Source organism: Asticcacaulis aquaticus (genome assembly GCF_028550415.1).
Lineage (GTDB): Bacteria > Pseudomonadota > Alphaproteobacteria > Caulobacterales > Caulobacteraceae > Asticcacaulis > Asticcacaulis aquaticus.
In genome coordinates this window covers 21,573-45,823 of record NZ_JAQQKX010000015.1, presented here as the reverse complement: position 1 = coordinate 45,823, position 24,251 = coordinate 21,573, and the positions used below count along the sequence as shown (strand labels likewise).

Annotated in this window: 21 protein-coding genes; 14 read left to right on the top strand and 7 right to left on the bottom strand. The window is 61.8% G+C overall.

Annotated elements, in window-relative coordinates:
- Positions 1-48: 48 nt before the first annotated feature.
- Complete coding sequence (dapE, locus tag PQU92_RS15860) at positions 49-1,212, bottom strand: succinyl-diaminopimelate desuccinylase (protein ID WP_272749232.1); 1,164 nt, start codon at positions 1,210-1,212, stop codon at positions 49-51.
- 97 nt (positions 1,213-1,309) lie between these two features.
- On the opposite strand from dapE, the gene PQU92_RS15855 reads away from it, so the two are divergent.
- Together PQU92_RS15855 and PQU92_RS15850 are read left to right on the top strand one after the other, a co-directional pair.
- Positions 1,310-2,587: an MFS transporter gene (locus PQU92_RS15855; RefSeq protein WP_272749231.1), complete on the top strand. Its 1,278-nt coding sequence runs from the start codon at positions 1,310-1,312 to the stop codon at positions 2,585-2,587.
- A gap of 2 nt (positions 2,588-2,589) precedes the next feature.
- Positions 2,590-2,859, top strand: a complete 270-nt coding sequence (locus tag PQU92_RS15850) for a hypothetical protein (RefSeq protein WP_272749230.1) — start codon at positions 2,590-2,592, stop codon at positions 2,857-2,859.
- Between the two features lie 67 nt (positions 2,860-2,926).
- Here the strand turns inward: PQU92_RS15850 and PQU92_RS15845 are convergent, their stop codons facing one another.
- The gene (locus PQU92_RS15845) at positions 2,927-4,384 is read right to left on the bottom strand and encodes a M23 family metallopeptidase (protein ID WP_272749229.1); all 1,458 of its coding nucleotides are present in this window, start codon (positions 4,382-4,384) and stop codon (positions 2,927-2,929) included.
- A gap of 606 nt (positions 4,385-4,990) precedes the next feature.
- On the opposite strand from PQU92_RS15845, the gene PQU92_RS15840 reads away from it, so the two are divergent.
- From PQU92_RS15840 to PQU92_RS15805, 8 genes are all read left to right on the top strand, one after another.
- A complete protein-coding gene (locus PQU92_RS15840; protein WP_272749228.1) occupies positions 4,991-8,491 on the top strand; it encodes an intermembrane phospholipid transport protein YdbH family protein in 3,501 nt (1,166 codons plus the stop codon).
- Positions 8,492-8,601: 110 nt separating this feature from the next.
- Positions 8,602-8,793 (top strand): hypothetical protein, encoded by a 192-nt coding sequence (locus tag PQU92_RS15835; RefSeq protein ID WP_272749227.1) that lies wholly within the window; start codon positions 8,602-8,604, stop codon positions 8,791-8,793.
- 116 nt (positions 8,794-8,909) lie between these two features.
- Positions 8,910-9,107 carry a YnbE family lipoprotein gene (locus tag PQU92_RS15830; protein ID WP_272749226.1) on the top strand — a complete coding sequence of 66 codons (198 nt, stop codon included), beginning with the start codon at positions 8,910-8,912 and terminating at the stop codon, positions 9,105-9,107.
- A gap of 12 nt (positions 9,108-9,119) precedes the next feature.
- Positions 9,120-9,497, top strand: a complete 378-nt coding sequence (locus PQU92_RS15825; protein ID WP_272749225.1) for a YdbL family probable chaperone protein — start codon at positions 9,120-9,122, stop codon at positions 9,495-9,497.
- Positions 9,498-9,881: 384 nt separating this feature from the next.
- On the top strand, positions 9,882-11,003 hold the full coding sequence (locus tag PQU92_RS15820) for an acyltransferase family protein (protein ID WP_272749224.1): 1,122 nt from the start codon (positions 9,882-9,884) through the stop codon (positions 11,001-11,003).
- Positions 11,004-11,362: 359 nt separating this feature from the next.
- Positions 11,363-12,352: a CHAP domain-containing protein gene (locus PQU92_RS15815; protein ID WP_272749223.1), complete on the top strand. Its 990-nt coding sequence runs from the start codon at positions 11,363-11,365 to the stop codon at positions 12,350-12,352.
- A 122-nt stretch (positions 12,353-12,474) separates the two neighbouring features.
- Positions 12,475-13,482 (top strand): magnesium transporter CorA family protein, encoded by a 1,008-nt coding sequence (locus tag PQU92_RS15810; protein WP_272749222.1) that lies wholly within the window; start codon positions 12,475-12,477, stop codon positions 13,480-13,482.
- 65 nt (positions 13,483-13,547) lie between these two features.
- On the top strand, positions 13,548-15,440 hold the full coding sequence (locus PQU92_RS15805) for an NPCBM/NEW2 domain-containing protein (protein ID WP_272749221.1): 1,893 nt from the start codon (positions 13,548-13,550) through the stop codon (positions 15,438-15,440).
- Positions 15,441-15,446: 6 nt separating this feature from the next.
- On the opposite strand, the gene PQU92_RS15800 is transcribed toward PQU92_RS15805, so the two are convergent.
- Complete coding sequence (locus PQU92_RS15800; RefSeq protein ID WP_272749220.1) at positions 15,447-16,643, bottom strand: pentapeptide repeat-containing protein; 1,197 nt, start codon at positions 16,641-16,643, stop codon at positions 15,447-15,449.
- Between the two features lie 176 nt (positions 16,644-16,819).
- Complete coding sequence (locus PQU92_RS15795) at positions 16,820-17,314, bottom strand: Fur family transcriptional regulator (protein ID WP_272749219.1); 495 nt, start codon at positions 17,312-17,314, stop codon at positions 16,820-16,822.
- Positions 17,315-17,460: 146 nt separating this feature from the next.
- Here PQU92_RS15795 and PQU92_RS15790 point away from each other — a divergent pair, with 146 nt between their 5' ends.
- The gene (locus PQU92_RS15790; RefSeq protein WP_272749218.1) at positions 17,461-19,479 is read left to right on the top strand and encodes a TonB-dependent receptor; all 2,019 of its coding nucleotides are present in this window, start codon (positions 17,461-17,463) and stop codon (positions 19,477-19,479) included.
- A gap of 269 nt (positions 19,480-19,748) precedes the next feature.
- Positions 19,749-20,543, top strand: a complete 795-nt coding sequence (locus PQU92_RS15785; RefSeq protein WP_272749217.1) for a SapC family protein — start codon at positions 19,749-19,751, stop codon at positions 20,541-20,543.
- Positions 20,544-20,622: 79 nt separating this feature from the next.
- Here PQU92_RS15785 and PQU92_RS15780 read toward each other — a convergent pair whose 3' ends face one another.
- Positions 20,623-21,039, bottom strand: coding sequence for an acyl dehydratase (locus tag PQU92_RS15780; protein ID WP_272749216.1), 417 nt, complete (start codon positions 21,037-21,039; stop codon positions 20,623-20,625).
- Positions 21,040-21,202: 163 nt separating this feature from the next.
- Here PQU92_RS15780 and PQU92_RS15775 point away from each other — a divergent pair, with 163 nt between their 5' ends.
- Together PQU92_RS15775 and ispG are read left to right on the top strand one after the other, a co-directional pair.
- Positions 21,203-22,492 (top strand): helix-turn-helix domain-containing protein, encoded by a 1,290-nt coding sequence (locus tag PQU92_RS15775; RefSeq protein ID WP_272749215.1) that lies wholly within the window; start codon positions 21,203-21,205, stop codon positions 22,490-22,492.
- 73 nt (positions 22,493-22,565) lie between these two features.
- Positions 22,566-23,681, top strand: a complete 1,116-nt coding sequence (ispG, locus tag PQU92_RS15770) for a flavodoxin-dependent (E)-4-hydroxy-3-methylbut-2-enyl-diphosphate synthase (protein ID WP_272749214.1) — start codon at positions 22,566-22,568, stop codon at positions 23,679-23,681.
- Here ispG and PQU92_RS15765 read toward each other — a convergent pair.
- Together PQU92_RS15765 and PQU92_RS15760 are read right to left on the bottom strand one after the other, a co-directional pair.
- Positions 23,678-23,971: a type II toxin-antitoxin system RelE/ParE family toxin gene (locus PQU92_RS15765; RefSeq protein ID WP_272749213.1), complete on the bottom strand. Its 294-nt coding sequence runs from the start codon at positions 23,969-23,971 to the stop codon at positions 23,678-23,680. The genes ispG and PQU92_RS15765 overlap by 4 nt on opposite strands.
- Positions 23,968-24,210 carry a type II toxin-antitoxin system ParD family antitoxin gene (locus PQU92_RS15760; protein WP_272749212.1) on the bottom strand — a complete coding sequence of 81 codons (243 nt, stop codon included), beginning with the start codon at positions 24,208-24,210 and terminating at the stop codon, positions 23,968-23,970. The genes PQU92_RS15765 and PQU92_RS15760 overlap by 4 nt, the downstream gene beginning before the upstream one ends.
- Positions 24,211-24,251 lie beyond the last annotated feature (41 nt).

Sequence of the window (24,251 nt, the reverse complement as noted above, 5' to 3'; positions counted from 1 at the left end):
TGCCACGGCACGGGCAGCCCCGCTTCCCCGTAAACGGGGAAGGATGAATCAGGCAAACACCTTGAAATACCGTTCGATCAATGCCGCATAAGCATCCGTCAGGTCGTGCAGATCCTGCACCGGGGTCGATTCGTTGACCTGGTGCATGGTTTGCCCCACGAGACCGAATTCGACCACCGGGCACAAAGCGCGGATGAAGCGCGCATCCGACGTACCGCCGGTCGTCGACGGATCGGCCTCAACCTTCAACACGTCGCGGATGGCGTCCTGAATGACGTCAACGAACGGCCCGGCTTCGGTCAGGAAGGCCTCGCCGGAAATGGCGGTCTTGGCCTCGACCTTGGCCCCGGTGCGCTCGGCATGACGGGCGCAGACGCCTTCGATCCACGCCTGTAAAGACGCACCCGTGTGCGCCGGATTGAAGCGGATATTGATGCGGCCTGACGCTGATTGCGGGATCAGATTGGTCGTCTTATTAGCCACGTCAAACGTGGTGATCTCAAGGTTCGACGGCAGGAAGCGCTCGTAACCTTCATCCAGCACCCGCGCGTCCAGCTCGGCCATGATGGCGACCAGCACCGGGACGGGGTTCAAGGCGCGCTGCGGATAGGCGACGTGGCCCTGCTTGCCGGTGACGGTGATGGTGACGTTGATCGAGCCGCGGCGGCCGACCTTGATCATATCGCCCAGCACCGCCGAAGAGGTCGGCTCGCCCACGATGCAGTGGTCGATGACCTCGCCGGTCTGTTGCAGGTGGTCGACGACCTTCTTGGTGCCGTCGATGGCCTCGCCTTCCTCGTCGCCGGTGATCAGGAACGACAAAGACCCCGGCACGGTCTTGAAACGCGATACGGCGGCGATCCACGCGGCGATGCCACCTTTCATGTCCACCGCCCCGCGCCCGGTCAGGACGCCATCGACGATCGTCGCGGCGAAGGGATCGGAACGCCAGCCCTCGGCAGCGCCTTCGGGCACCACGTCGGTATGACCGGCGAAGCACAGGTTCGGCGCGGCGGTGCCGCGACGGGCATAGAGGTTCTCGATCTCACCGAACTTCAGCCGCTCGCAGCCAAAGCCCAGCCCTTCCAGCGTCCGTTGCACGCGGTCCATCGCCCCGGCATCGACCGGGGTCACCGAGGCGTGGTTGATCAGGGCCTGCGTAAGCTCAACAGGGTCTAAGGAATTTTCATAAGGATTTTGTATATTCGCCATGCGGCGTGGTGTAAGACCAATAGGGCCCAAACAAAAGCAAAAACGAACACGGGCCGTGATTTACGATAGCTGAACTTTGTGTAGCGGATGCCGTGCCTTGACCAACCCTGTCTCGCCTGAAATCGTTTCCGAACCGCCGGTCGAACCGGAGCCGCAGAACCCGTTTAAAATACCGGCCTACCGCAATTTCTGGATCGCGCGCCTGTGTTCCGTGTTCGGTTATTCCTCGCAAAGCGCGGTGATCGCCTGGCAGATATACGAGACCGCGCGCAAGGATTCCGGCATCGGCGAAGCGGCCCTCTATATCGGCATTATGGGCCTGACCCAGTTCCTTGCCATGTTCGCCTTTACGCTCCCGGCGGGGATCGTGGCCGACCGCTACGATCGCAAAAAGATCATGGGCTATACCATCGGGGTGCAAGCCCTGATCGCCTTGGGCTATATGAGTTTGTCGGCGCTCGACCATCCGCCGGTCGTCGGTCTGATCGCCCTTTCGTTCTTCCTTGGGGCGACGCGGGCCTTCATCGCCCCGGCGTCCAGCGCCATCGGCCCGATGCTGGTCCCGAAATCGGTCCTGCCGCGCGCCATTGCGTCGAACGCGCTGGCCTTTCAGATCGGCGGCATTTCCGGCGCCGCGGTCAGCGGTATCCTGCTCAGCGTCTCGGCCCTGTTCGCCTATGGGGTGTCAGCGGCGCTGTTCGTTATCGGCGGCGCACTGATCGCCACGCTGAAGGTCGATACGCGGCCCGTCAATGCGCCGACCGGCTCCAAGATGGAGATGGTCAAGGAGGGGCTGATCTATATCTGGACCAATAAGATCGTCTTCGGCGCTTTGTCGCTTGATCTGGCGGCGGTGCTGCTGGGCGGGGCGACGGCGCTTTTGCCGATCTTTGCGCGCGACGTGCTGCATGCAGGGGAAATCGGCTATGGAGCCTTGCGCGCGGCGCCCGCAGCCGGGGCCATGCTCACCGCCATCTGGCTGGCGCGCAGACCGCTGAAATATCAGGCGGGCAAGTGGATGTATGGCGGCGTGGCCGTGTTCGGCCTGATGACCGTCATTTTCGGGCTATCGACCAATATCGCGGTGTCGGTGGCGGCGCTCGCGGTACTGGGTGCCGCGGACATGGTCAGCGTCTTTGTGCGCGGGACTCTGGTGCAGATCGTCACGCCCGACCCCATGCGTGGGCGGGTGGCGGCGGTGTCCTACCTGTTTATCGGCGCGTCGAACGAACTGGGCGAGTTCGAAAGCGGCGTCGCAACGCGTCTGCTCGGCCCGGTCGGTGCGGCGCTGTTCGGCGGGGTAGGGGCGATCCTCGTCACCGGCGCATGGATCAAGCTGTTCCCGGCGCTGTATCGCGTCGACAAGCTGGAGTAGCCATGCCTGACTTGCTGCACGAATATTGGCAGGACGACGGGAGTGGGAGCTTTGGGCCTGTCAGAGAAGGCTCAGATCAATTTCGGCTAAGAATGAATCCGGACGCACGCCTTGTCTTTAGTCTTTACGCCTCGTCGTGGAACCAGGCTATGCAATTGCGCAATGAACGCCTTGGTTATGGTGATTACCAGCCGATAGAGGACGATGAGGATGTCGTTTACACCGAGGAGGAAAAAACCGAGCAAGACCATTATCTGAAAGTCAGGGCGTAAGCACGGAATATGAACTTGCCTTCATTTCCCTCTCACTGAGGGAGAGGGAAAATCAGGATGGACCAGCCTAATTGCTGCCGCGCGTCGAGGACAGGGCCGGGCGCAGTGGGATGTTCTTGCGCTCGGTCTTGGCGACCAGCTTGTTGGCCGCCCCGGTCTCTTCGTACTGATAGGGGCTGGCCTTCATGGCGAGGGTTTGCGACGCGGCATTATCCTGCGTGCGCTTCTGATCGGCCATGGCGATCATCGAGTCGATTTCGTGCTTGCGCGCGTTGAACACCACCAGATCGTTCCCGGCAAGGATCGTGCCCTGCGGCACCTTGGCGTCCTTCGGGTTCATCGGGTGGTTCTTGTACCACACCTCGAAATGCAGGTGCGGGCCGGTCGAATTGCCGGTCGAGCCGACATAGCCGATCAGATCGCCCTGACGCACCATCTGGCCCGGACGGACGCGGATCTGCGACATGTGGGCATAGCCCGTCGCCCAATCCTTGTTGTGGGCGATGCGGACCCAGCGGCCATAGCCGCCCCACCACTTGGCGTCGGCGACCACGCCGTCACCGGCGGCATAGATCGGCGTCCCCGTTCCGGCGGCGAAGTCGATGCCGGTGTGCATCTTCATGAAGCCCTGAATCGGGTGGCGGCGCATCCCGAAGCCCGACGAGGTGCGGGCAGCGGCGACCGGGGTGGCCAGCAGGAAGCCCTTGATATTCTTGCCCGCTTCGTCGAAGAACTGCGCGTCCTTGTCGCCCTTGCGCTTGTAGGAATAGAAGCGCGTCACCCCGCCCTTGGCGTTGATTTCGGCATAGAGCAGATTGCCGGATTCGACCACGCGGCCGCTTTCGGTCACCTTGCGGTCGAAGACCAGCTTGAAGGTGTCGCCCGCCTTAATATCGCGTTCGAAGTCGATCTTGTGCGCAAACAGCTTGAGCACCTGACCGGTCACGTTCGGGGTCGCCCCCAGCGCGGTCGCCGAGGTGATCAGCGAGCCGTCGATCGTGCCGATGGCCACGCGGCGCTCGTCACGAACGGATTCCTCAAGGGCCCGCAGGCGCATGGTGCCGTCGTGGCTGGTGGTCAGGGTCAATTGCTTGGCGGGGCCGGTGCGGACGGTGAGGCCCAGAAGCTGCGCGGGCTTGCGGCCTTCTTCGGGGCGCGCGATGGCGGCCTGAACGCTCATGCCCTTGTTGAGATTGACGACGTCGAAGGCCTGCGACAGAAGCGCCACGGCGTCCTGCGCCTCCTTGCTGGAAACGCCCGACCGCGTCAGGGCCTGAGACAGGGTTTCACCGGCGCGGAGCATGATCTGGACATTGGTCGGCTGCGCGAAACCGGGGCGCGCGGCGGCTTCGGCCAGGGCGCGGGTCTCAAGCGCCAGCACGGCGGACGGGTCCATCGCCGGCAGGGTCGAGGGCAAGGGCTGGAAAACGCGCCAGATAAGCGTGCCGACCGTCAGGGCCGCCGCGGTGACAAAGACCATCGGCGTCAGACGAACAGGTTGTCGGCGGGGATCGAGTTGAGCCATCTAATTCCGTAAACGGGATACAAGGGTTACATCAACGCGGGCTGTTACTCGAAGCGGAGCCGTTTTCTCCACCGCCCAAAAGGTATTCCTGGTATTCCCCATTTCGGGGAAACACGACGCAGCCAAATAAACCTGTGGACAGGTATGGGCTGAGTCCCGAAAGTGTTAAAGGCCCTGCTTACGCCAAAATAAGGCGAGAATAAGGCAATCACAGCGGCGTTATGCCGGCAAAACCGCAGCCGGATACAGGTATTCCGGTATCCTCAATAGGCCGAGAAGGTTAATATCGCCCTTAATCGCGGCGCTTTGATGTCCCCTTTATGGGTTTTTTATAATCGCGGTATTCATTCTAAGTGACGAAAACCAGTCACTATTCGTTAAGGTTTTGCGTGCGGGCCATCCGATGACGGAACAGATTCGGTGCCTTAACGTCATTGTAAGTGTCAGCGACGCGACATCAGGGTTAAAAAAGAATCGAAAAAGGCCGGAATTTTTAAGACATGCGTGGCATAGTGACCCTTCCTTCCGCTATTTTTACAGACGAAGACCACCTGTTTGCGCACTCTGGACCTGCCATACGACTCGCCGACAGACGGGAATGAACTGATGTTCCCCGTCCGGCTGCCGTCGCATTCCAGCTTCACCCGTGTGGTCGGTCAGGGGAAGAAAAGCGTGTCCAAAAGGCGAGGGGGCGGTGCATCCGGTGGCAATGGTGGTGAGGGCGGTGACGGATCGAACCCGCCCCCGTCCGGTAACAGCCCCAAACGCCGCAAGCGCCGTCTGCGCGCCGGTGGCTGGCTGCTGCTGACCCTTTGGAGTGCGGCGGCGGTCGGCGTCATATCCTACGCGGCGCGCAAGGACATCGCCCGCGAAGTCGCGCAGAACTGGCTCAAGGCGCAGGGTATCCCGGCGGAACTGCGCATCGATAGCCTAAGCCTGGAAAACGTCTCGGGGCGTGCGGTGCTGGGTGCGGCAGGCAAGCCCGATCTGGTCATCGAGCGCTTCGACGTCGATTACGATCTCAATTTCTTCAATTTCGGCCAGCCCCTGACGCGGCTGCGGTCGGTGCATCTGGTCAAGCCCGACCTGACCTTCGCCTACGACAAGTCGGGTTTCGGCTTCGGCACGCTGGACAAACTTCTCAAGGGCAGCGCCGGGCCCGGCGGCGCGCCGCCCGAAAACATACTGGTCGAAGACGCCCGCATCCGGGTGCGCACCGACTACGGCATGATCGGCGCGACGGGCGGGCTCAACCTGGTCAGGGGGCGGCTGACGGCGCTCGACCTCAATCTGAAACCGGCGGATCTCGACGGACAGATGGCGCAGGGCCACCTGTCGGCGGGCTATGTCCGTATCCGCGCTGAAAAGGACGCTGAGGCGGGCGAGGCCCTGCGCATCGAGGCACGGTTGTCGGCGGAAGATCTGGTGCTCAAGACCGCCGACGTCGAAGGCGATCCTGACACCCACATGCAGGGCGTCCACACCGACCTCAATCTGCGCGTCCCCTATCGGCAATTGTCGGACGAGGCCGCGCGTAAATCGCCGTTGTCGGGATTTGATGGTCTGGTCAGCGGAAGCTTTGCCGTCCGCGCCGCCGGGATACAGGGGGCCGCCGCCGATGTGGCGGTGTTCGAAGCCAATACGGCGATCGAAGGCCGCATGGACGTTGAAAACACGCGCCTGACCTTCGACGGGACGACACGCCTATTGTCGCGCGCCGATAGTCTGCAAACCGGCACCATCGACAGCCGGGCTCTGAGCTTCGAAGGGCAAAATCTGGCGCTCAAGGCCGATCTGAACCTCAACGAGACGGCGGTGGTGACGCTCAAAGGCCCTCTGCATGGGACGGTCGGGGCGCTGCGTCAAGATGCCTTGTTCCTGAAAGACGCGGCGGTGACCCTGCCGGAGTTTTCGCTGGCGCAGGGTGAGCAGGGGCTGGAGTTCAATTTCCACGGTCAGGCCAAGGCCGCACGCATCGCTCAGAACGATCTGATTCTCGATACGGTGACCGCACGGCTGGACGGGCAGGGGCGTTCGAACACGCAGGGCTTTGAACTGGCGCTCGATACCGACATCAACAGCGCCGACGGTCGATATCAGGGGCTTGGCGCGCTGGCCGACGACCGCGTCAAGGCTTTGGCCGAAGGGCGCCGTGCCGCCGAACTGTCGAATACGCGTCTGCCGCCGGGTACGCCGCCGGTGCCTGCCGCGCCGGAAGGGCCGGATATTATGGTGGCCATGGTGCGGGCGGTCGACCGTTTCAGCCTCAGGGCCGAAGGCGTCCGCGTCACGCTGGTCAATAACGACTTCGACGTGAAGCTGACCAAAACGGCGATCATCCGCCCGAAAAGCGGAGGCGAAATCCGCGTCGCACCCATTTCTGTTTTGGGTGGTAATCAAGTGCTGATCTCGTCGCGCGGGCGTGGCGGCCTGATCCTGACGATGGCGGGCGGCGACCTGCCGGCCCTGACGGCGCGCGTGACCGATATGGGCATAGGCTCCGAAGGCGCGGTGTCCGGAAAACTGAACGTCGAGACGGCGTTCAACTTCGCCCCGGCCTATGGCGTGAAGCTGAAGGCCGACGGGCGCTTTATCACCACGCCGACCGGCCTCGACGTGCGACTGGATCAGTGCACCGACGTCACCGCCGACCGCGCCGATATCGGCGGGCGGATGACCCATGTCACGACGCGCCTGTGCCCGGTCGCGGCCCCCCTGTTCAGCATGTCCGGCAGCCAGTGGCGGGCGCAGGGGCAGTTCGATAGCCTGATCGCCGACGCTCCCGACTTTCAGGTCAAGCTCAATGGCGGCAAGGGCCGTTTCGACGCCTTTACCTTTTCTGACACTCAGGGCGTCGGGTTTAAAGTCGCGCTGGACAATCTCGCCGCCGCCGATGCGCTGGAGATTCCGCGCTTCCACCCGGTCGTCGTGACCGGCGACGTCGCGCAGGGCCGCAAGACGTTGGATGGCACGCTCAAGGTCTATGCCGCCGATCCGGCCGTGCGCAAACGCGCGCCGGACCCGGTCGCCGATGTGGTCCTCACCTCCGACCTCGCGACGGGGACCGGGCGGCTGGATATCACCACCCCGACCCTGACCTTCAATCCGGACAAGCTGCAACCGCTCGACCTGACGCCGCTGGTGGCCGGGGTCATGGCGCGCGACACCACCGGTCATATCGACTTCACGGGCTTCGTCGGCTGGTCGAAGGACGGCTCGGTCAGCGGCGGCACGGTCCTGCTGCAGAATCTGACCTTCACCAGCCCCGCCGGTCTGGCCGAAGGGCTGAACGGGCGCATCGTCTTCGACAACCTGTCGCCGCTCAATTCCGCACCGGGCCAGACGATTACGGTCAACAAGGTGACCAGCTTCGTGCCGATCACCGACGTTACCGCGGTGATGCAGTTCGCGGGCGAGACGCTGAAGCTGGAACGCGCCGATGTGACCAGCCCCGGCGGTGTCTTCGCGCTGGAGCCGATGGACGTGCCGTTCGACATCGCCAAAGGCCTTAAAGGCGCGCTCTATTTCGAGAAGGTCGACTTCGGCAAGGTGGTCGAGGCCAGTGCGTTCGGCAAGGATGTCGATTTCGTGGGCCGCGTCTCGGGCCGCGTGCCGTTCGAATTCAAGGATAACAAGATCACGGTCGCCAAGGGCTTCCTTAAGGGCGACGGGCCGGGCCGCGTCTCGATCAAGCGCGCGGGTCTTCAGGACGTGACGCCCGATGGCAAGGTGACCCAAACCGTCGAAGGGGCCGGGGGGGCGAAAACCACCACGGCGGCCCCGTCCAATACGCTGGAAAACTTCGCCTATCAGGCGATGGAACACCTCGCCTATTCGAACCTAGACGCCTATATCGGCACCAACGACAAGGGCATTCTGGGCTTCAACTTCCACATTCAGGGCAAGTACGATCCGCCTGAACGCAAGGAAGCGAAGATTCCGCTGTTCGAATTCCTGCGCGGGCGTATCGCCCAGCAGCCGATCGACCTGCCGTCGGATACGCCGGTCAATCTGAACCTCGACGTCAACTATAATCTGGGTCAGATCCTCAGCGACGTCATCGCGGTTCAGAAACGCGGCGGCTTCGACTGGAGTCCGAAGAAGTAAATAGTAGGCGACGACATTTTTCCTTGCGGGAAAATTGCCTAATTTGATGGTGGTTGCGCCAAATTAAAATCGCTGTCAGCCTACCGGTTTAGAAGCTGGGGGATCGGGGAATGATTCAAATTGTTTTATTAGGCGTTTTTGTTGCTTTGATCTTTGCAGCTAACGGAGTGGTGCAAAATTTTATGCCTACGTCTTTTAGCGACTCGGCAGAAAAGCGGTTTATGTACAAGGTGCTGGTTTATGGTGTTTTTGTACTGCTGATGCTGGCTGTAGGTTGGATAATCGATAAAGCTAATCTGTAAAACTGATCATAATGATGCCTACGAGGCATGTCTGAAAATGTAATTTCCATTCAGACTGCGTTCAGCCTATATCTTATAGATGTATGTTCACGCCATTTCCTGAGACGGAGTTTTACATGTCCAAATTGTTCCCCGCGCGGGCGGGCGCGGCGGCCATCGTTCTGGCCGGAGCGGCCATGCTCGCCGCGTGCACGCCTACGATCCGTCTCCAGGTGGAGCCGATCACCATCTATGCCAAGCTCGACCACAATGTGCGCATCAGCCTCGATGAGGACGTCAAGACGCTGGTCAAGCAAAATCCCGACCTGTTCTAAGGACATAAGACGATGAAAAAGACTCTCTTCTCTATTCTGAGCGCGGTTGTCGTCTCTTCCGCCGTTCTGACCAGCGCTGTGGTGTTGAACACCCCGGCCTATGCGCAATCCGCCGCCAAGGCGACCGTCGATGCCGCCAAGGCGGCGGGCACCGTCGGTGAGCAGTCGGACGGCTATCTCGGCCTCGTCAAGGGCTCGGCCGACGGCGCGACCAAGGACGCGGTCGATGAAATCAATGCCGGTCGCGCCAAGGTCTATGCCGAAGCCGCCGCCAAGAACGGCGTGTCGCCGGCGGCGGCCGGGGCGTCGGCCTTCACCAACATCATCCTGCCCAAGGTCAAGGCCGGTGAGTTCTACAAGGACGACTCCGGTAGCTGGAAGCAGAAGTAAGCGGTATCCATCTCCCAAAAGTGAGGAGCCGCTCCTTTTATGCCTCCCTGTGCTTACGCGGGGAGGGGGACCGTGAGCAGAGCGAGCGGTGGTGGGGTGTCTTGCGGAGGTTCAACGTCCATTGCTGTAAGAAAGCAAGAACCCCCACCACCACGCCCTCCGGGCGCGGTCCCCCTCCCCAGTAAACTGGGGAGGTATAAGTAAGGTTCTCCCCGGTTCATCCGATCTTAAGCGCCCTGTGCCATGGTCCGGCACAGGGCGTTTTCGTGTCCGTTACCCCTGAAAAGGGCATGAAACCTGCACGTATCGACTGAAATTCGCCTGACCGGCGCATTTTGGAACAGTCACCCGCCCGGAACGGGCACCACCTGAGGCCCCCGCACCATGACCTCTTCGATCCGCGCCACTGTCGCCCAAGCCGCGGCGACCGACATCAAGCCCCTGACCTCGCTGCGCTTTTTCGCCGCCGTTTGGGTGATCCTGTTCAGTTACTGGCCCGCCCTGCAAGGGGCGATCCCGCTCGGTATCATCGACAAGGGCTATCTGGGGGTCGATCTGTTCTTCGTCCTGTCCGGTTTCATTCTGAGCCACGTTTATCTGGGGAGCCTCGGTGACGGGCGGTTTCAGTATGGGCCGTTTATCGTCAACCGGCTGGCGCGCATCTATCCGCTGCATATCGCGACGCTGCTGTTCGCCATCTTGCTGTGGGCGGCGGCAACCGTCAAAGGCATGAGCGTCGACAAGAACCTCGTCAACTGGGAAGCCTTGCCCGCGCACCTGTTCCTCGTTCAGGCCTGGGGGCTGGCACCGGAAGCCGCCTTCAACCACCCCTCGTGGTCGATCTCGGCGGAATGGTTCGCCTATCTGCTGTTCCCGGTCTTCGGCACCGTGGCGTGGTCGATGCGGCGCCGTCCGTGGCTGGCTCTGGGGCTCAGCGTCGCCTTCCTGACCAGCCTCTATATCATTTTCGAAGTCTTCATGGGCTTTCCGCTGACGCGCGCGACCGTCTTCTGGGGGGCGCTGCGTATCGTTCCGGCCTTCATGCTCGGCTGTTCGCTCTATCTCCTGTGGCGGTCGGGCGCGGTCACGTCGCGTACCATCGCCATGATCGGCGCGGCAGCGGCTTCGCTGACGGCGCTGGTGGCGGCGACGTGGCTGCCGTTCGACGCCCTGATCGTCGTGGCGCTGGGCCTGATGCTGCTGTGCGTTGGCGGGCTCGGCAATGACGGGATCATGGGCAACCGCGTCATGGTCTATCTGGGCGAGGTGTCGTTCGCCATGTACATGGTCTATGTGCCGTGGAAGTGGATCTACCTCAATGTCGCCGGCATGGTGCTGGGGACAGGGGACGCGCCGCTGCCGTTCATGTGGTGGTTCGCGGGTCTTGTCGCCATCGTGCCGGTCGCCATGCTGGGGCACCATCTGGTCGAACTGCCGTTCCGCAAGGTCATCCGCCATATCGGCGACAAGGTCCGCTACAGACTCGCCTATCAGCTGGCCCGGTAAATAAGCGGGATCACTGAAAAAATAAAAATTTCATAGTTTGAGGGGGTGATTTCGCCAAAACGGTGAAATTGCCCCCAAATTTTTTCGCAACGCACCCGCATTTATAGTTAACTGATGTTTAACAACATTTTCGCCACATATGGCCGCGAGGTGAGGGTAAATGTGGGAATTTTACCACGTTAACCAAAATAAAGACTTTGTAAACTTGTCCATGTTATGTATCAAAGTCTCGTAGTAAAACTGTTGCGGGCGTTTACGTCTTAACTTTTCCACCCGCAGCCACCCCCTGTAAGACCCCTAAGAGCTCCGAAGACGCTGTCAGCGCACGGACTCGATCAGGCCCCAAATGGAGTGCGTGCGTGCTGAAAAAACTAAGCGTATTGGCGTTATCGGCGGTTCTGGCTTTCGGTGCCACGGGCACTCAGGCCGCCGAAAAGAAGTCTCCCTACTGGCAATGTGTCACCTTCGCCCGTTCGATCACGGGCATGAATATCTTCGGTGACGCGTGGACCTGGTGGGAAGGCGCTTCGGGCAAATACGACAAGGGTTTTTCGCCTAAGGCCGGCGCGGTTCTGGTCTTCCGCCCCCAAGGCAAGATGAAACTGGGCCACGTGGCCGTCGTTTCGCAAGTGGTTACCGAACGCGTTATCCAGATCACCCACGCCAACTGGTCGCCGATCAACGGGTCGCGCGGTCAGGTCGAAAAGGACGTCACCGTCGTCGACGTTTCGGACAAGGGCGACTGGTCCAAGGTCAAGGTGTGGTATGGCCCGATCGCCGACCTCGGCACCACGGTCTATCCGACCTACGGCTTCATCTATCAGGCCGCGCAAAAGGGCCAGGAAATGGGCCAGAATCTGGTGACGCAGGTGCTGGATAAGCCCGCCGTCAGCAAGATCGACAAGACCTCAAAGAGCGTCATCAAGACCTCGGCCAAAACCACCAGCAAACCGCTCGCCACCGCGCTGATCGCCGATGCCGACGCCCCGCGCGGCCAGGAACTGGCGGCGCAGAAGCTGAGTGAAGACGCGCCCGCCGCGCCGGTGAAGACCACCGAAAAGGCCGTCGCCGCGAAAACCCCGGTTAAGGCCGAGGCCAAGACGGAAAAGACGTCTTCCAAAAAGGGCACCAAGACCGAAGTGGCCGAAAAGGCCCCGGCTAAAAAGACGTCCAGCAAGACCAAGGTCGCTGAAAAGTCCGAACCGAAATCGTCGAAGAAGGCCACTAAGGTCGCTGACGCTTCGGAAAAGACCGAGAAGACCTCCGCCAAGTCCCAGACTAAAACGAAGACCGCGACCAAGAAGGTCGCCGAGGCGGACGAGAAGGCCTCGACCAAGAAAAAGGCCTGAGTTCAGGCGTATAAGCTTTCAAACGCCGTCCGGTCTCCGGGCGGCGTTTTGCATTGATCAATTTACATTGGCGGGGCAATCGATTCCCTGTAGGGCTTGAGGCGTAATTCAGGGGGCGTTCCATGCTCAATATCTACAGCCGCAGCGACGCTGCCGAAGGTGCGATGTCCGCCGTGCATCCGATCGAGCCCGATGAGGGCGGCGAATCCGGCTGGTGCGACATCACACCGGAAATGGTGTGGATCGATCTGTATAATCCCGACCGCGAAGAGGAGCACTATGTCGAGGGCGTGGTGGACCTCAACCTGCCGACGCGCGAGGATATGGAGGAGATCGAGTTCTCGTCGCGCCTTTATATCGACAAGGGCGCGGCCTTCATGACGGCGCTGCTGGCCTTCCACGGCGGGCAGGACAATCTGCAATCCGGGCCGGTGACCTTCGTCCTGCACGAAGACCATCTGATCACCATCCGCTATATCGACCCGAAATCCTTCTCCATCTTCGCCGACCGCGTCGTGCGTCAGCCCGACCTGTGCAGCTATCCCGCCGAAGCCTTCGGCAATCTGCTTGATGTGCTGATCGATCGCACGGCCGATCTGCTGGAGCGTGCGTCGGGCATGGTCGAGGGCATTTCCTCGCGCATCTTCGCCCCCAAGAAGGGCCGCAACCTCGAAAAGGTCCTGCGCGAACTGGGCGGTTGCCAGAGCGACACGGCGCGCATCCGCGACAGCCTCGTCTCGCTGGGGCGGTTGCTGCTCTATGCGCGCGGTTTGCCGCTCGACCTGATCGGCACGAAGGACGCCTACGATGCTTTCCACGAACATCTGCGTACGCTGGAAAAGGACGTGGCTTCGCTCAACGACCATGCCGGTTTCGTGTCGGGCAATATCGCCTATCTGCACGAGGCGGCGCTGGGCATGATCAATCTGGAGCAGAACACGACGATCAAGATCGTCTCGGTGGCCTCGGTGGCCTTCCTGCCGCCGACCCTGATCGCATCGCTGTACGGGATGAACTTTGAATATATGCCCGAACTGCATCAGCCCTGGGCCTATCCGGTGGTGGTCGGCGCGATGATCGCCTCGGCGGTCGGGCCGCTGGTCTGGTTCCGCATCAAGGGTTGGCTATAATCGACTCGACTCCCATTTATTGTATGATAAATATCTATCAACGATAAAAGATAAGGGAGCGAGATATGAAGCTGCGTTGGTTCACGACGTCAATGCTGGTGGGGTTGAGCCTTATGGCGGCGGCCCATGCCCAAACCGATCCGCTGACGCCTACGGGGAAATGGACCGCTCACCAGACCGGTCAGGCCCAGACGCCGCCGATGGGCTGGAACTCGTTCAACGCCTTTCGCATCGAGGTCAGCGAAGACAAGGTGATGGGCGCCGCCGAAGCGCTAGTCGATACCGGGCTGGCCAAACTCGGCTACGTCTATGTCAATATCGACGACGGCTGGTGGCTCAAGCGTCGACAAACGGACGGGCGGCTGGAAATCCGCACCTCGATCTTCCCCAGCGCGGCGATCAAGGGAAAAGACACCAGTTTCAAGCCGTTCACCGACCGCCTGCATAGGATGGGTCTCAAGGCCGGGATCTATTCCGAGATCGGTCGCAATGCCTGTTCGCAGGCGTGGGATCTGAAATCGCCGAACCTGCCCGAAGGCACGGTGGCCGAACGCGAGGTTGGCCTCGAAGGCCACGTCGATCAGGACCTGAAGCTGTTCTTCACCGACTGGGGCTTCGACTATATCAAGATCGATGCCTGCGGCGTGGCCGACTATACGGCCAATGCCAAGGTCATAACGACACCGGGTTACCGCGTCCGCGAACCGCTGATCGCGCGCGACCGCCCGGCGCTGGACAAGGCCGAAGACCTTAAGGCCATGTATGTCGAGGTCGCCGATAGCTTACGCAAATACAATCCCGACAACGATTACGTCCTGTCGATCTGTTCGTGGGGCCGCGCCGATGTGCGGACCTGGGGCAAGGACGTCGGCAATCTGTGGCGAACCAGCTACGATATCAACCCGACCTGGGGCTCGATGCTGCATTCCTTCGACAGCGCCGTGACGCGGCCCCTATATGCCGGGCCGGGCCGCTGGAACGATCCGGACATGCTGTTCGTCGGCAAGGGCGATTTCGACGTCAATCACCTGACCGAGGCGAAAAGCCACTTCGCCCTGTGGGCCATGCTCAATGCGCCGCTGCTGATCGGTTACGACCTGCGCGGTGCACCGAAGGATCTGATCGATATCTGGGGCAATGCCGATCTGGTCGCCGTCAATCAGGACAAGGGCGGGCATCAGGCCGTCCTAGCCTATCGGTCTAATGACGTGCAGATTCTGGTCAAGACCCTGAGTAATGGCAAAAAAGCCGTCGCCCTGTTCAATCGCAGCGAGGCGGCAAAAACCGTGTCCCTGACGGCGCGTGACCTGAAATTCGATGCCGCCAAACCCATCGGCTTGCGCAACCTGTGGAGCAAGGAAACGCTGCCCGCCTTTACCGGCAGCCAGAGATTTACGCTGGGCGCGCATGAGACTCTGGTCTTCGAGGCCGAGGGCACGCATCGGCTGGGGCAGGGGACCTATCTGTCGGAAATCCCGGGCCGTATCAATGTGGCCGCCGACGGCATTCCGTTCCCGGAAGGCGATCCGCACATCTATCAGGCGACCCGCGCCAGCGCCGGACGCGGCGGCGACACGCCGATGTATGCGGGCTGGGGCGGGGCGCAGGCCGACGCCAGCCCGTACGGCACGGAGCTGACGGTCGGCGAAAAGGCTTTTGCCTATGGGATCGGTGTCCTGTCCGGCTCGCGGATGGAAGTACAGGCCAACGGCGAATATCGGCGCTTTGTGGCGTCAGTCGGCGTCGATGCAGCGACGCGCAACCGCAAGGCCGCGGTGACGTTTCAAATCTATGGTGACGGGCGCTTGCTTACGGAATCGAAGCCGGTGACCTATGGCGACGCGGCGGCAGACCTGACGGCGGATGTGAGCGGCGTCAGGGTCGTCGAACTGATCGTGCGGGCCAATAAGGACGCGGCGGTGGCTACCGCATGGGGCGATGCGCGGTTCGAGAAATAGGGTGAGTTAGCGCTCGGCCAGGGTATAGTTGCACCCCTGATCGCGGACCTCGTCGAGGCGGGCTTCGAGCAGCCGCGCCCGCGTCAGGTCGGCATTTCTCAGATTGGCGTGGGTCAGGATCGCGCCGGTCATATCCGTGCGCATCAGGCGGTCGCCGCCCAGATTGAGCGGCGACAGGTCCGCGCCGTCGAGATTGGCCTTGGTCAGTTTCGCCCCGGTCAGCCGCGCGCCGCGCAGATCGGCCCCGCTGAGGTTCGCCCCGCGCAGATCGGCGTTCGACAGGTTGGCCCCCTGAAGCTGAATGCCGCGCATATCCATGCCGTAGAGAATGGCCCCGGCCATCTGCGCCGCCGTCAGGTTGCGCCCGGTCAGGGTTTTGGTGGCGCGGAAATCGATACCGCCGAAGGTCTGGGTCGCGCCTTTCGCGCCACCGGTCTTGCACCACAGTTCGTAGGCGTCGAGCAGGTCGTCGAGCGGCGCGTTGTCGATATAGACGCTGACCGGCGCGGTGAGGACGTCGCTGAGGTCGGCGTCCTTCGTCATCATCCCGGCGGTGTCGGTGTCGACCATCACCGCCCCCTTGAGCGAGGCCCCGGAAATGTCGGCCGAAGACATGTTGGCCCCGGTCAGGTTGGCCCCGTCGAGCGAAGCGTTACGCAGCTTGGCGTGGCTGAGGATGGCGCCGGACATCTGGGCGTCGCGGAAATCGGTCGAGACGGCGGCGGTGCCCGTCATCCGCGCCCCGGACAGGTCGGCCCCCGACAGGATGGCGTAGTCGAGTTCTCCCGCGCGCTTTTCGTGCTTCATCAGGCGCAGGCCGTGCTTTTCGTCCTTGAACGCGATCTGGCCTTCGCGCAGGTCGCAGCGGATCAGGCTGGCGCCCGTCAGATTGGCCCCGCGCAGGCACGCCCCGCGCAGATCCGCCCGGTCGAGCGTGGCAAAGCGCAGGTCGGCATTGCGCAGGTCGCAGCCGAACAGGTTGGCGCGGGTGAAGTTGACGTCCTTCAGCGAGGCCCCGTTGAGGCAGGCCCCCGTCAGGATCGCATCGCTGAGGTCGACGCCTTCGAGATTGACGCCGGTCAGGTCGATATAGGCGAAATTGGCCAGTTGCCCGCCCGCCCGCGCCGCCTTGTACTTGGCGTGCAGGTCCAGAATGGTCCGCAAGGAACCGGAATCCAGGGTTTGCAGGGTGGCGGCCGACATATTCACCTTCGTGACTGTGATCGCAGTTTAGGCTCAAATAGATGAACGGTTTTCTTACGCAGTGCACAAATCGATCGTTACACGCACAACTGCGCCGAAAATAATGAGAAAAGATAGGCCTCTAATGAGATTTATTCGCCTGAGAAGCGAAAATCCGTCGCCAGTTTCTATGAAACCTACTGGCAGGCCTTGCACAGGCCCTTGGCTTCCAGCGTGATGCGCCGGACTTTGAACCCGCTCGCGGCGGCCTTGCGGTCGATGCTGCCGAGATCGAGCATGACTTCCTCGCTCTGACCGCAGCATTCGCACAGAAGAAACGCCGCCGAGTGGGGTTCCGGGTGATCGTGGTCGTGTTCATGCCCTTGGCAGGCGACGAAGGCGTTGAGGCTTTCGATGCGGTGGATCAGGCCCATCTGCTCAAGGAAACCCAGCGCACGATAGACCGTCGGCGGTTTGGCCGCGCCGTCGGGATGGAAGCGGTCGATGACGTCATAGGCCTTCATCGGCGCGTTCTGACTGAGGATCAGTTCCAGCGTCCGTTGACGCGGCGCGGTCATGCGCTCGCCCTGCGCCTCGCACAGCTTACGCGCCTCAGCCAGCCGCGCCTCGACGCCGTGGGCATCGAGATGGTGGTCGTGGTGGTCATGATCGTGATCGCAGGCCGTGCTCATGAGCCCAATGTAGGGAGACTCGCGCCCATAAGCAATATTCAGGCGAAAGGTGGCTTGACATGAATTATGTTATTACATAACAGTTGCGCAAATCTACGGCGTATCTGTGTGTTTGCGTCGTTTCTGCTGTTTCTGGAGCCTCCCTCATGCCTACCTCCCGTGCGCTGCTGACACTGACGGCCAGCCTGACTGTCCTTGGCTTTGCGACCGCTGCCGCTGCGCAGACGACGCCTCAGAAAGATGACGACATCACCGAAGTCATCGTCACCGGTACGGCCTATGGGGTGTCGAAGGACGCCCTGATGAGCAATGTCGATGTGCTGAACCGCGCGGCGATCGATCAAAAACCGGCGCAGGGCCTGGGCGACATGCTGGCGACCTTGCCGGGTGTGCGGTCGTCGGCCTTTGCGCCGGGCGCCAGCCGCCCGGTCATCCGCGGCCTCGATGGCTTCCGCGTGCTGGTGCTCAACAACGGCATGGGGGCGGTGGACGCCTCGGCGGTGTCGCCCGACCACGCCACGGCGACCGACCCGATGGAGGCCCAGCGCATCGAGGTCCTGCGCGGTCCGTCGGCCCTGATCTACGGCGGTAACGCCATCGGCGGCATCGTCAATATCATCGACGACCGCATTCCGACCACGCCAGCGAAAGAGGGCGTCGAAGGCCGTTTCACCGCTCAGGCCTCCAGCGTCGATAACGGCAAGCAACTGGGGCTGAATGCGAAACTGGGGCAGGGGCCGTGGGTTTTCGCGGTCGATGCCGTGAAGCGCAAGAGCGACGACTATGAAACCCCGGTCGGGCCGGAATCGCGCCGCCTGACCGATGCCGAAGGCGAAGCGCCGGATACCTCGGATCATCAGGCAAACTCCGCCGTCGATCTGAAAACCTACGGCGCGGGCCTGTCCTATATCAGCGATTTCGGCTTTGTCGGCTTCGGCGTCAAGCAGACCGATACACTTTACGGCGTGCCGGGCCATGAACACGAGGGGGAAGACGAAGAAGGTCCAGTCACCATCGGCCTGAAACAGACGCGCTACGATCTCCGTTCGTCGTTCAACGTCGCCTTTGCAGGGTTCAACAAGCTGACCGCCGACGCGGGCTATACCGACTATCACCACACCGAATTCGAAGGCAGCGATACCGGCACGCAATTCTTTTCGACGGGGCATGAAGTCCGCGTCAACCTGCTGCGCGCGAAGATGGGCGACGTGTCGGGCGCCATCGGCTTCAACCTGTTGTCGCGCGATTTCGAGGCCGTGGGGGCCGAGGCCTTCGTGCCCTCGACCACCACCGACGAGGCCGGGCTCTATGCGCAATACCGCCTCGACAAGGGCGGTTGGGGTGTCGAGGGCGGGGCGCGCTTCGACCGTAAGGAGATCAGCGCTGCCGGGTTCTCGAAGGACTTCGATAACGTCTCCGCCTCGCTGGGCGGGTTTTACAAGCCCTCGGATCACGCCTTTTTCGGCCTCAGCCTGACGCGGTCCGAGCGCGCGCCGTCGGATGTCGAACTGCTGGCCGACGGACCGCACGCCGGGACAGGCGCCTATGAGATCGGGAGCCGGACGTTGGATTCCGAAGTCGGCTACAGCCTTGAGGCTACCGGCCACTGGCTGATGGATCAGCACTCGGCCTTCACCTTCGACGCGCACCTCTATACCTCGAAATTCGACGGCTTTATCGACCTGCGCCCGACCGGTGCCGAAGAGGATGGTCTGCCGGTCTATCGCTACGTTCAGACCGATGCCGAGTTCTACGGTTTCGAACTTGAGGGCGGCGTCAATCTGTGGAGCGAGGGCGCGCGCGCTGTGCGGTTGGATATGGCCTATGACTATGTGAAAGGCGAAAGCGATCTGGGCAATATCGCCCGCCTGTCGCCCTCGGCCCTGACGGCGACGCTGGGCTATGAGGGCGAGCGCTGGAAGAACCACATCGAGGTCCGCCACGTGCAGGCCGCCGATAAGGACCTGGCCGAATTCGAACGGCCGACCGATGCCTATACGACGGTCAACCTGTTCGGTTCGTACTGGGTCAACAGGCATGTGTCGCTGTTTGCCGAACTGCGCAACGCCACCGACGAAGAGGTGCGCGAACATACCTCGGTGCAGAAGGACATCATGGTCGGCGCGGCCCGCAACCTGCGCGCGGGCCTGACGTATCGGTTCTGATGGCTTCTCCTCCCTGTGCGTAAGCATGGCGAGGGGGACCGCGAGCGTTAGCGAGTGGTGGAGGGGGATGACGCCGTAAGCTTCGCCCCCTCCGTCTTTTGTCGCTTCGCGCCAAAATCCACCTCCCCATGCCTCCGGCACAGGGAGGAGAGCAGGCGAATCTCGCATTTTGCCTTCTCTCAAACCGATGTGCCGCTTGCGTCCCCCCGCGGGCATGGGCTAGAAGCGATGTTCCTTCAGTTTTTAAACCTTACCGATAAAGAGCGACCATGGAACAAGCTCCGTCTGAACAAAACCTCCTCACAGGGAACGTGCTGTTTTACAAGAACCCCGAACCCCTGAGCGTGGAAGCCCACGGTTCGCTCGGCATCAGCGCCTCGGCCACGCCGCACGCCTTCGTGGCGGAAACCAATGTCGTGCCGCTGACGGTTGCCGAATTCCCGGCCGCCTCGCTGAGCTATCCGATCGTCTTCATCGGTGAATCGATGATGCCGGTTGCGGCCATGGGTCTGGCCGCCGGTCAGAACATGTTCGTCTCGGCCGAAGGTGTCTTCCGTTCGGACGCTTATCTGCCGGCATTTGCCCGCCGCTATCCGTTCGTTTTTGCCAACGATGAGCAGGCCGAGCGCCTGATCCTCTGCGTCGACACGCAATCGCCGGTCGTCACCGCCAACAATCCGGACGTCCCCTTCTTCGAAGGCGGCAAGCCGTCGGCCTTCGTCGAGAACGCCATGCAGTTCTGCTCGGACTTCGAGAACGAGCGCCGCCGCACCGAGTCCTTTGTCGGCCTGCTGAAGGAACTGGACCTGTTCGCGCCGCGTGAAACCATCTACCGTCCCGCCAATCCGGACGGTACGCCGGGCGAGCCCCAAAAGATCGCCGAATATTTCGCGGTCGATGAGGAAAAGCTGAACAAGCTGCCGGCGGAAAAGCTGGTCGAGCTGCGCGACAACGGTGCGCTGATGCACATCTATGCGCACCTGATCTCGCTGCTGGCCTGGGACAAGCTGATCGCCCTGACGATCGAGCGCAACCAGGGCCTCGGCAACGCGACCGTCAACTAAGGCTGATTTCAGTTCTAAATAACAAACCCCGGAGGCGGTCGCTTCCGGGGTTTTGTTTTTCGTGGTCAAATCTTAAAGCTCAATCGGCCTCGGGGGCCATCGGATTGCGCTGGAACACCGTCCGCGTCAGGCACGAAAAGACCAGACGGCCCGCTTCATCAAGCAGATCGTGCTGGGCGATGACGACGCCCTTGGTGTCGCCGACCGCGTCCTTGCCCATGATGGTCAGCCGCCCGCGCAGCAGTTCGCCCGCCGGGGGATTGCGTGACCAGCGTAGGGCATCGACCGCCAGACGCTTGGTCTGCGGCCAGGTCGAGGCGGCTTCGGTTTCCAGTCGCGACCAAAGGGTAAAGATCAGGGCGTCGGGCAGGCCGTCCTGCGTGTTCCAGCCGGGCGCATAGGTGCCGCAGAAGCGGTCCAGTTCCTCCTGAGAGACGACGCCGGCGCCGATGGAGGCGACCTGACCGATCCACAAATCGTCGAAAGCAGCGGGCATGAAACATCCTTACGCAGGGATTTGAGTTCGATTCTTCTAGGCCGAGTTGGAACATTCGGCAATGGTTTTGCACACGCTGTGCGAATAGGAGTCTGGCGTATTGATTTGGGGCATGGGCTGTGATTTGGTCGCGGCAGTGCAATATGAGTTTTTGACGGATTCAATGGCGACGCAGGACAACATCACGGTGCTTGAGGACGAGGCCTATACGGGCCTGTTCCTGACCGCCGAACGCGACGCCGCCGCGGCCGCGCAGGGTCAGGCCATGGCCGGTGGTCGCGCCCGCGCCGAAGACCTGAGCGCCGATCCGCACGCCCTGGCGCACATTTTACGTTATACGCGCGAAGCACAGGGTTATTCGCTGGCGCAGGTCGCCGACATCACCCGCGTGCGCCGCGCCTATCTCGAAGCGCTCGAAGAAACCGCCTACGATCAGTTGCCGTCGCGGGCCTTTTCCATCGGCTACGTCAAGGCCTATGCCAAGGCGCTGGGGCTGGACGAGGAAATGCTGGCCGACATGTTCAAGCGCGCCTTCGCCGACCCTCAGTCGGACAAGCTGCGCGCCCCGGTGGGCTCCGCGTTCGAGGATCTGAAACCCAATTACAAGACCTATGGCGGCATCGCGCTGGCGGTTATTGTGGCGGTCGTGGCGTGGAACCTGTTTCAGCGCACGCCCGAAGGCGGGACGGGCCCGGCAGCGGCGAACGACCTGACGTCGCGCCAGTGGTCGCCGGGGGTGCCATTGGTGCGCGACGCCCTGCAACTGACGCAGTCGGCGGCGGCGCCCAAGGATCAGGACGTGCCGGTGCCCTACTATACGCCGGGGCTTGAGGAAGGCTTTGCCGCCATCGACGCCGAGCGCGCGGCCCAGAACAATCAGGCCGCCCCCGCCGCCGAAGCGCTTCAGATGCGTAAGGCCTTCAACCCGCGCGGTGCGGTCTATGGCGCGACCCCGGCGGACTCCGCCGTGACGATTCAGGCCTCGAAAAGCGTCAACCTCGTCATGCGCGGACCCGACGGCACCGTCTATTTCGCGCGTCAGCTGGGGGCGGGGGAGGCCTACCGCATTCCTCAGGTGTCCAGCGTGGCCCTGATCGTCGATGTCGGCGACCCCAAGGCCTTCGAAGTCTATTATAATGGCGAATTCGCCGGGACCATGGATGCCTATTCCGGCGGAGCAGGCAGTCTGAACGCCACCCCGATCTCGAAGCTCAACGCCAAGGCTGCGGCCACCGCCAAACTGATGGATGCCCAGCCCGGTAATGTTGCCGGCGGGACGCGTCAGCCCCTCAAACCGGCAGGCGCGGCATCGTCCAGCGAGGCCGCACCGGCACCGATCCAGACGCCTCAGCCCGAACAGCGCGACGGGCCGTTACCCTACGTCCCGGCGCAAAAGCCCATCGTGATCCAGCCCGCGCCGGAAAGCCCGGCCCAGACGCCGCCGCAAAATTAACGAACTAATAGTGGCGCAGGCGTGTATTAACGCCTAAATAGGGCCCATCGTCCTATAGCTGAAATGTATCTGCATGAGTGCCCACGACCATACGCACGTCCGCCCCTGGCGCATGATCGAGCGCCGCAAGAGCCGTCAGATCCGGGTGGGCAAGGTGCTGGTCGGCGGCGATGCCCCGATCACCGTGCAGTCGATGACCAACACGCGGACGCACGATGTCGATGCGACGGTGCGTCAGATCCATGCTTTGGAAGAGGCCGGGGCCGATATCGTCCGCGTCTCGTGCCCGGATGTCGAATCGACGGTCGCGCTGAAAGAGATCGTCCGTCAGGTCAATGTACCGATCGTCGCCGATATCCACTTCCACTACAAACGCGGCATCGAGGCGGCCATGGCCGGTGCCGCGTGCCTGCGCATCAATCCCGGCAATATCGGCTCGGCCGACCGTGTGCGCGAAGTGATCAAGGCGGCCAAGGACTACGGTTGTTCGATGCGCATCGGCGTCAATGCCGGTTCGCTGGAAAAGGACCTGCTGGAAAAGTACGGCGAGCCGTGCCCGGACGCCATGGTCGACAGCGCCCTGTTCCACGCCAATATCCTGCGCGACAACGACTTCCACGAGTTCAAGATTTCGGTCAAGGCGTCGGACGTCTTCCTGACCGTCGCCGCCTATCAGGCGCTGGCCGACGCTATCGACTGCCCGCTGCATATCGGCGTGACCGAGGCCGGGCCGCTGCGAACCGGCACGATCAAGTCGGCCATCGGGCTCGGCAACCTGCTGTGGGCCGGGATCGGCGACACGATCCGCGTCTCTCTGGCCGCCGATCCGGTTGAGGAGATCAAGGTCGGCTTCGATATCCTGAAAAGCCTGGGCCTGCGTCACCGCGGCGTCAATATCATCGCCTGTCCGTCCTGCGCCCGTCAGGGGTTCAACGTCATCGACACGGTGGCGAAGCTGGAGGAGCGGCTGGCCCATATCTCGACGCCGATGTCGCTGTCGATTATCGGCTGCGTCGTCAACGGCCCGGGCGAGGCGCTCTATACCGATGTCGGCTTCACCGGCGGCGGGGCCGGGGCGGGCATGGTCTATATGGCGGGTAAGCCGGATCACAAGATCGGCAATGACGATATGATCGAGCACATCGTCGAGCTGGTCGAAGCCCATGCCGCCAAGGCAGCGGTGGTTTAACTAAAGTACTCAGCCGCATCCATGCGAGCGTGGGGTATGCCGATAATGGTAATCAGATCTTCCTGAACCATGTAAAAGATGATGTGGTTTTGATGTCGGAAACTGCGGTAACCCGAAGCGATATCTTCTCGCGGACGCCCGTGATCGGGATTTTCCGCCAGCCACCTGAAACGTGTATCCAACGCCGCCAAGTAGATGTTTCTCTGACTCTTGCCCCACTGTATTTCGGTATAACGGCTGATATGACGTAAGTCGGTCTTGGCGCGGGCGGTCAGTCGAAAGCCGCTCATTCGTCATCCATCTCGGCAATAAAGCTGTCGAGGTCGTAATCGACAAACTCACCGCGTCGCGCTTGTTCTGCCCCTTCGGCAAGATGGGCGCGCAAAGCCTCCAGTTTCGTTTTTCGATCTTCCAGCGCTCGTAAACCGTCGCGCACCACTTCACTGGCCGAGCCATAACGACCGCTGTTTACTTCGGTCTTGATAAAAGCTTCCCAATGATCGCCGAGTGACAGACTGGTTGAGGCCATGACGTTCTCCGATATTCATAATGAATATATATGAATATCGG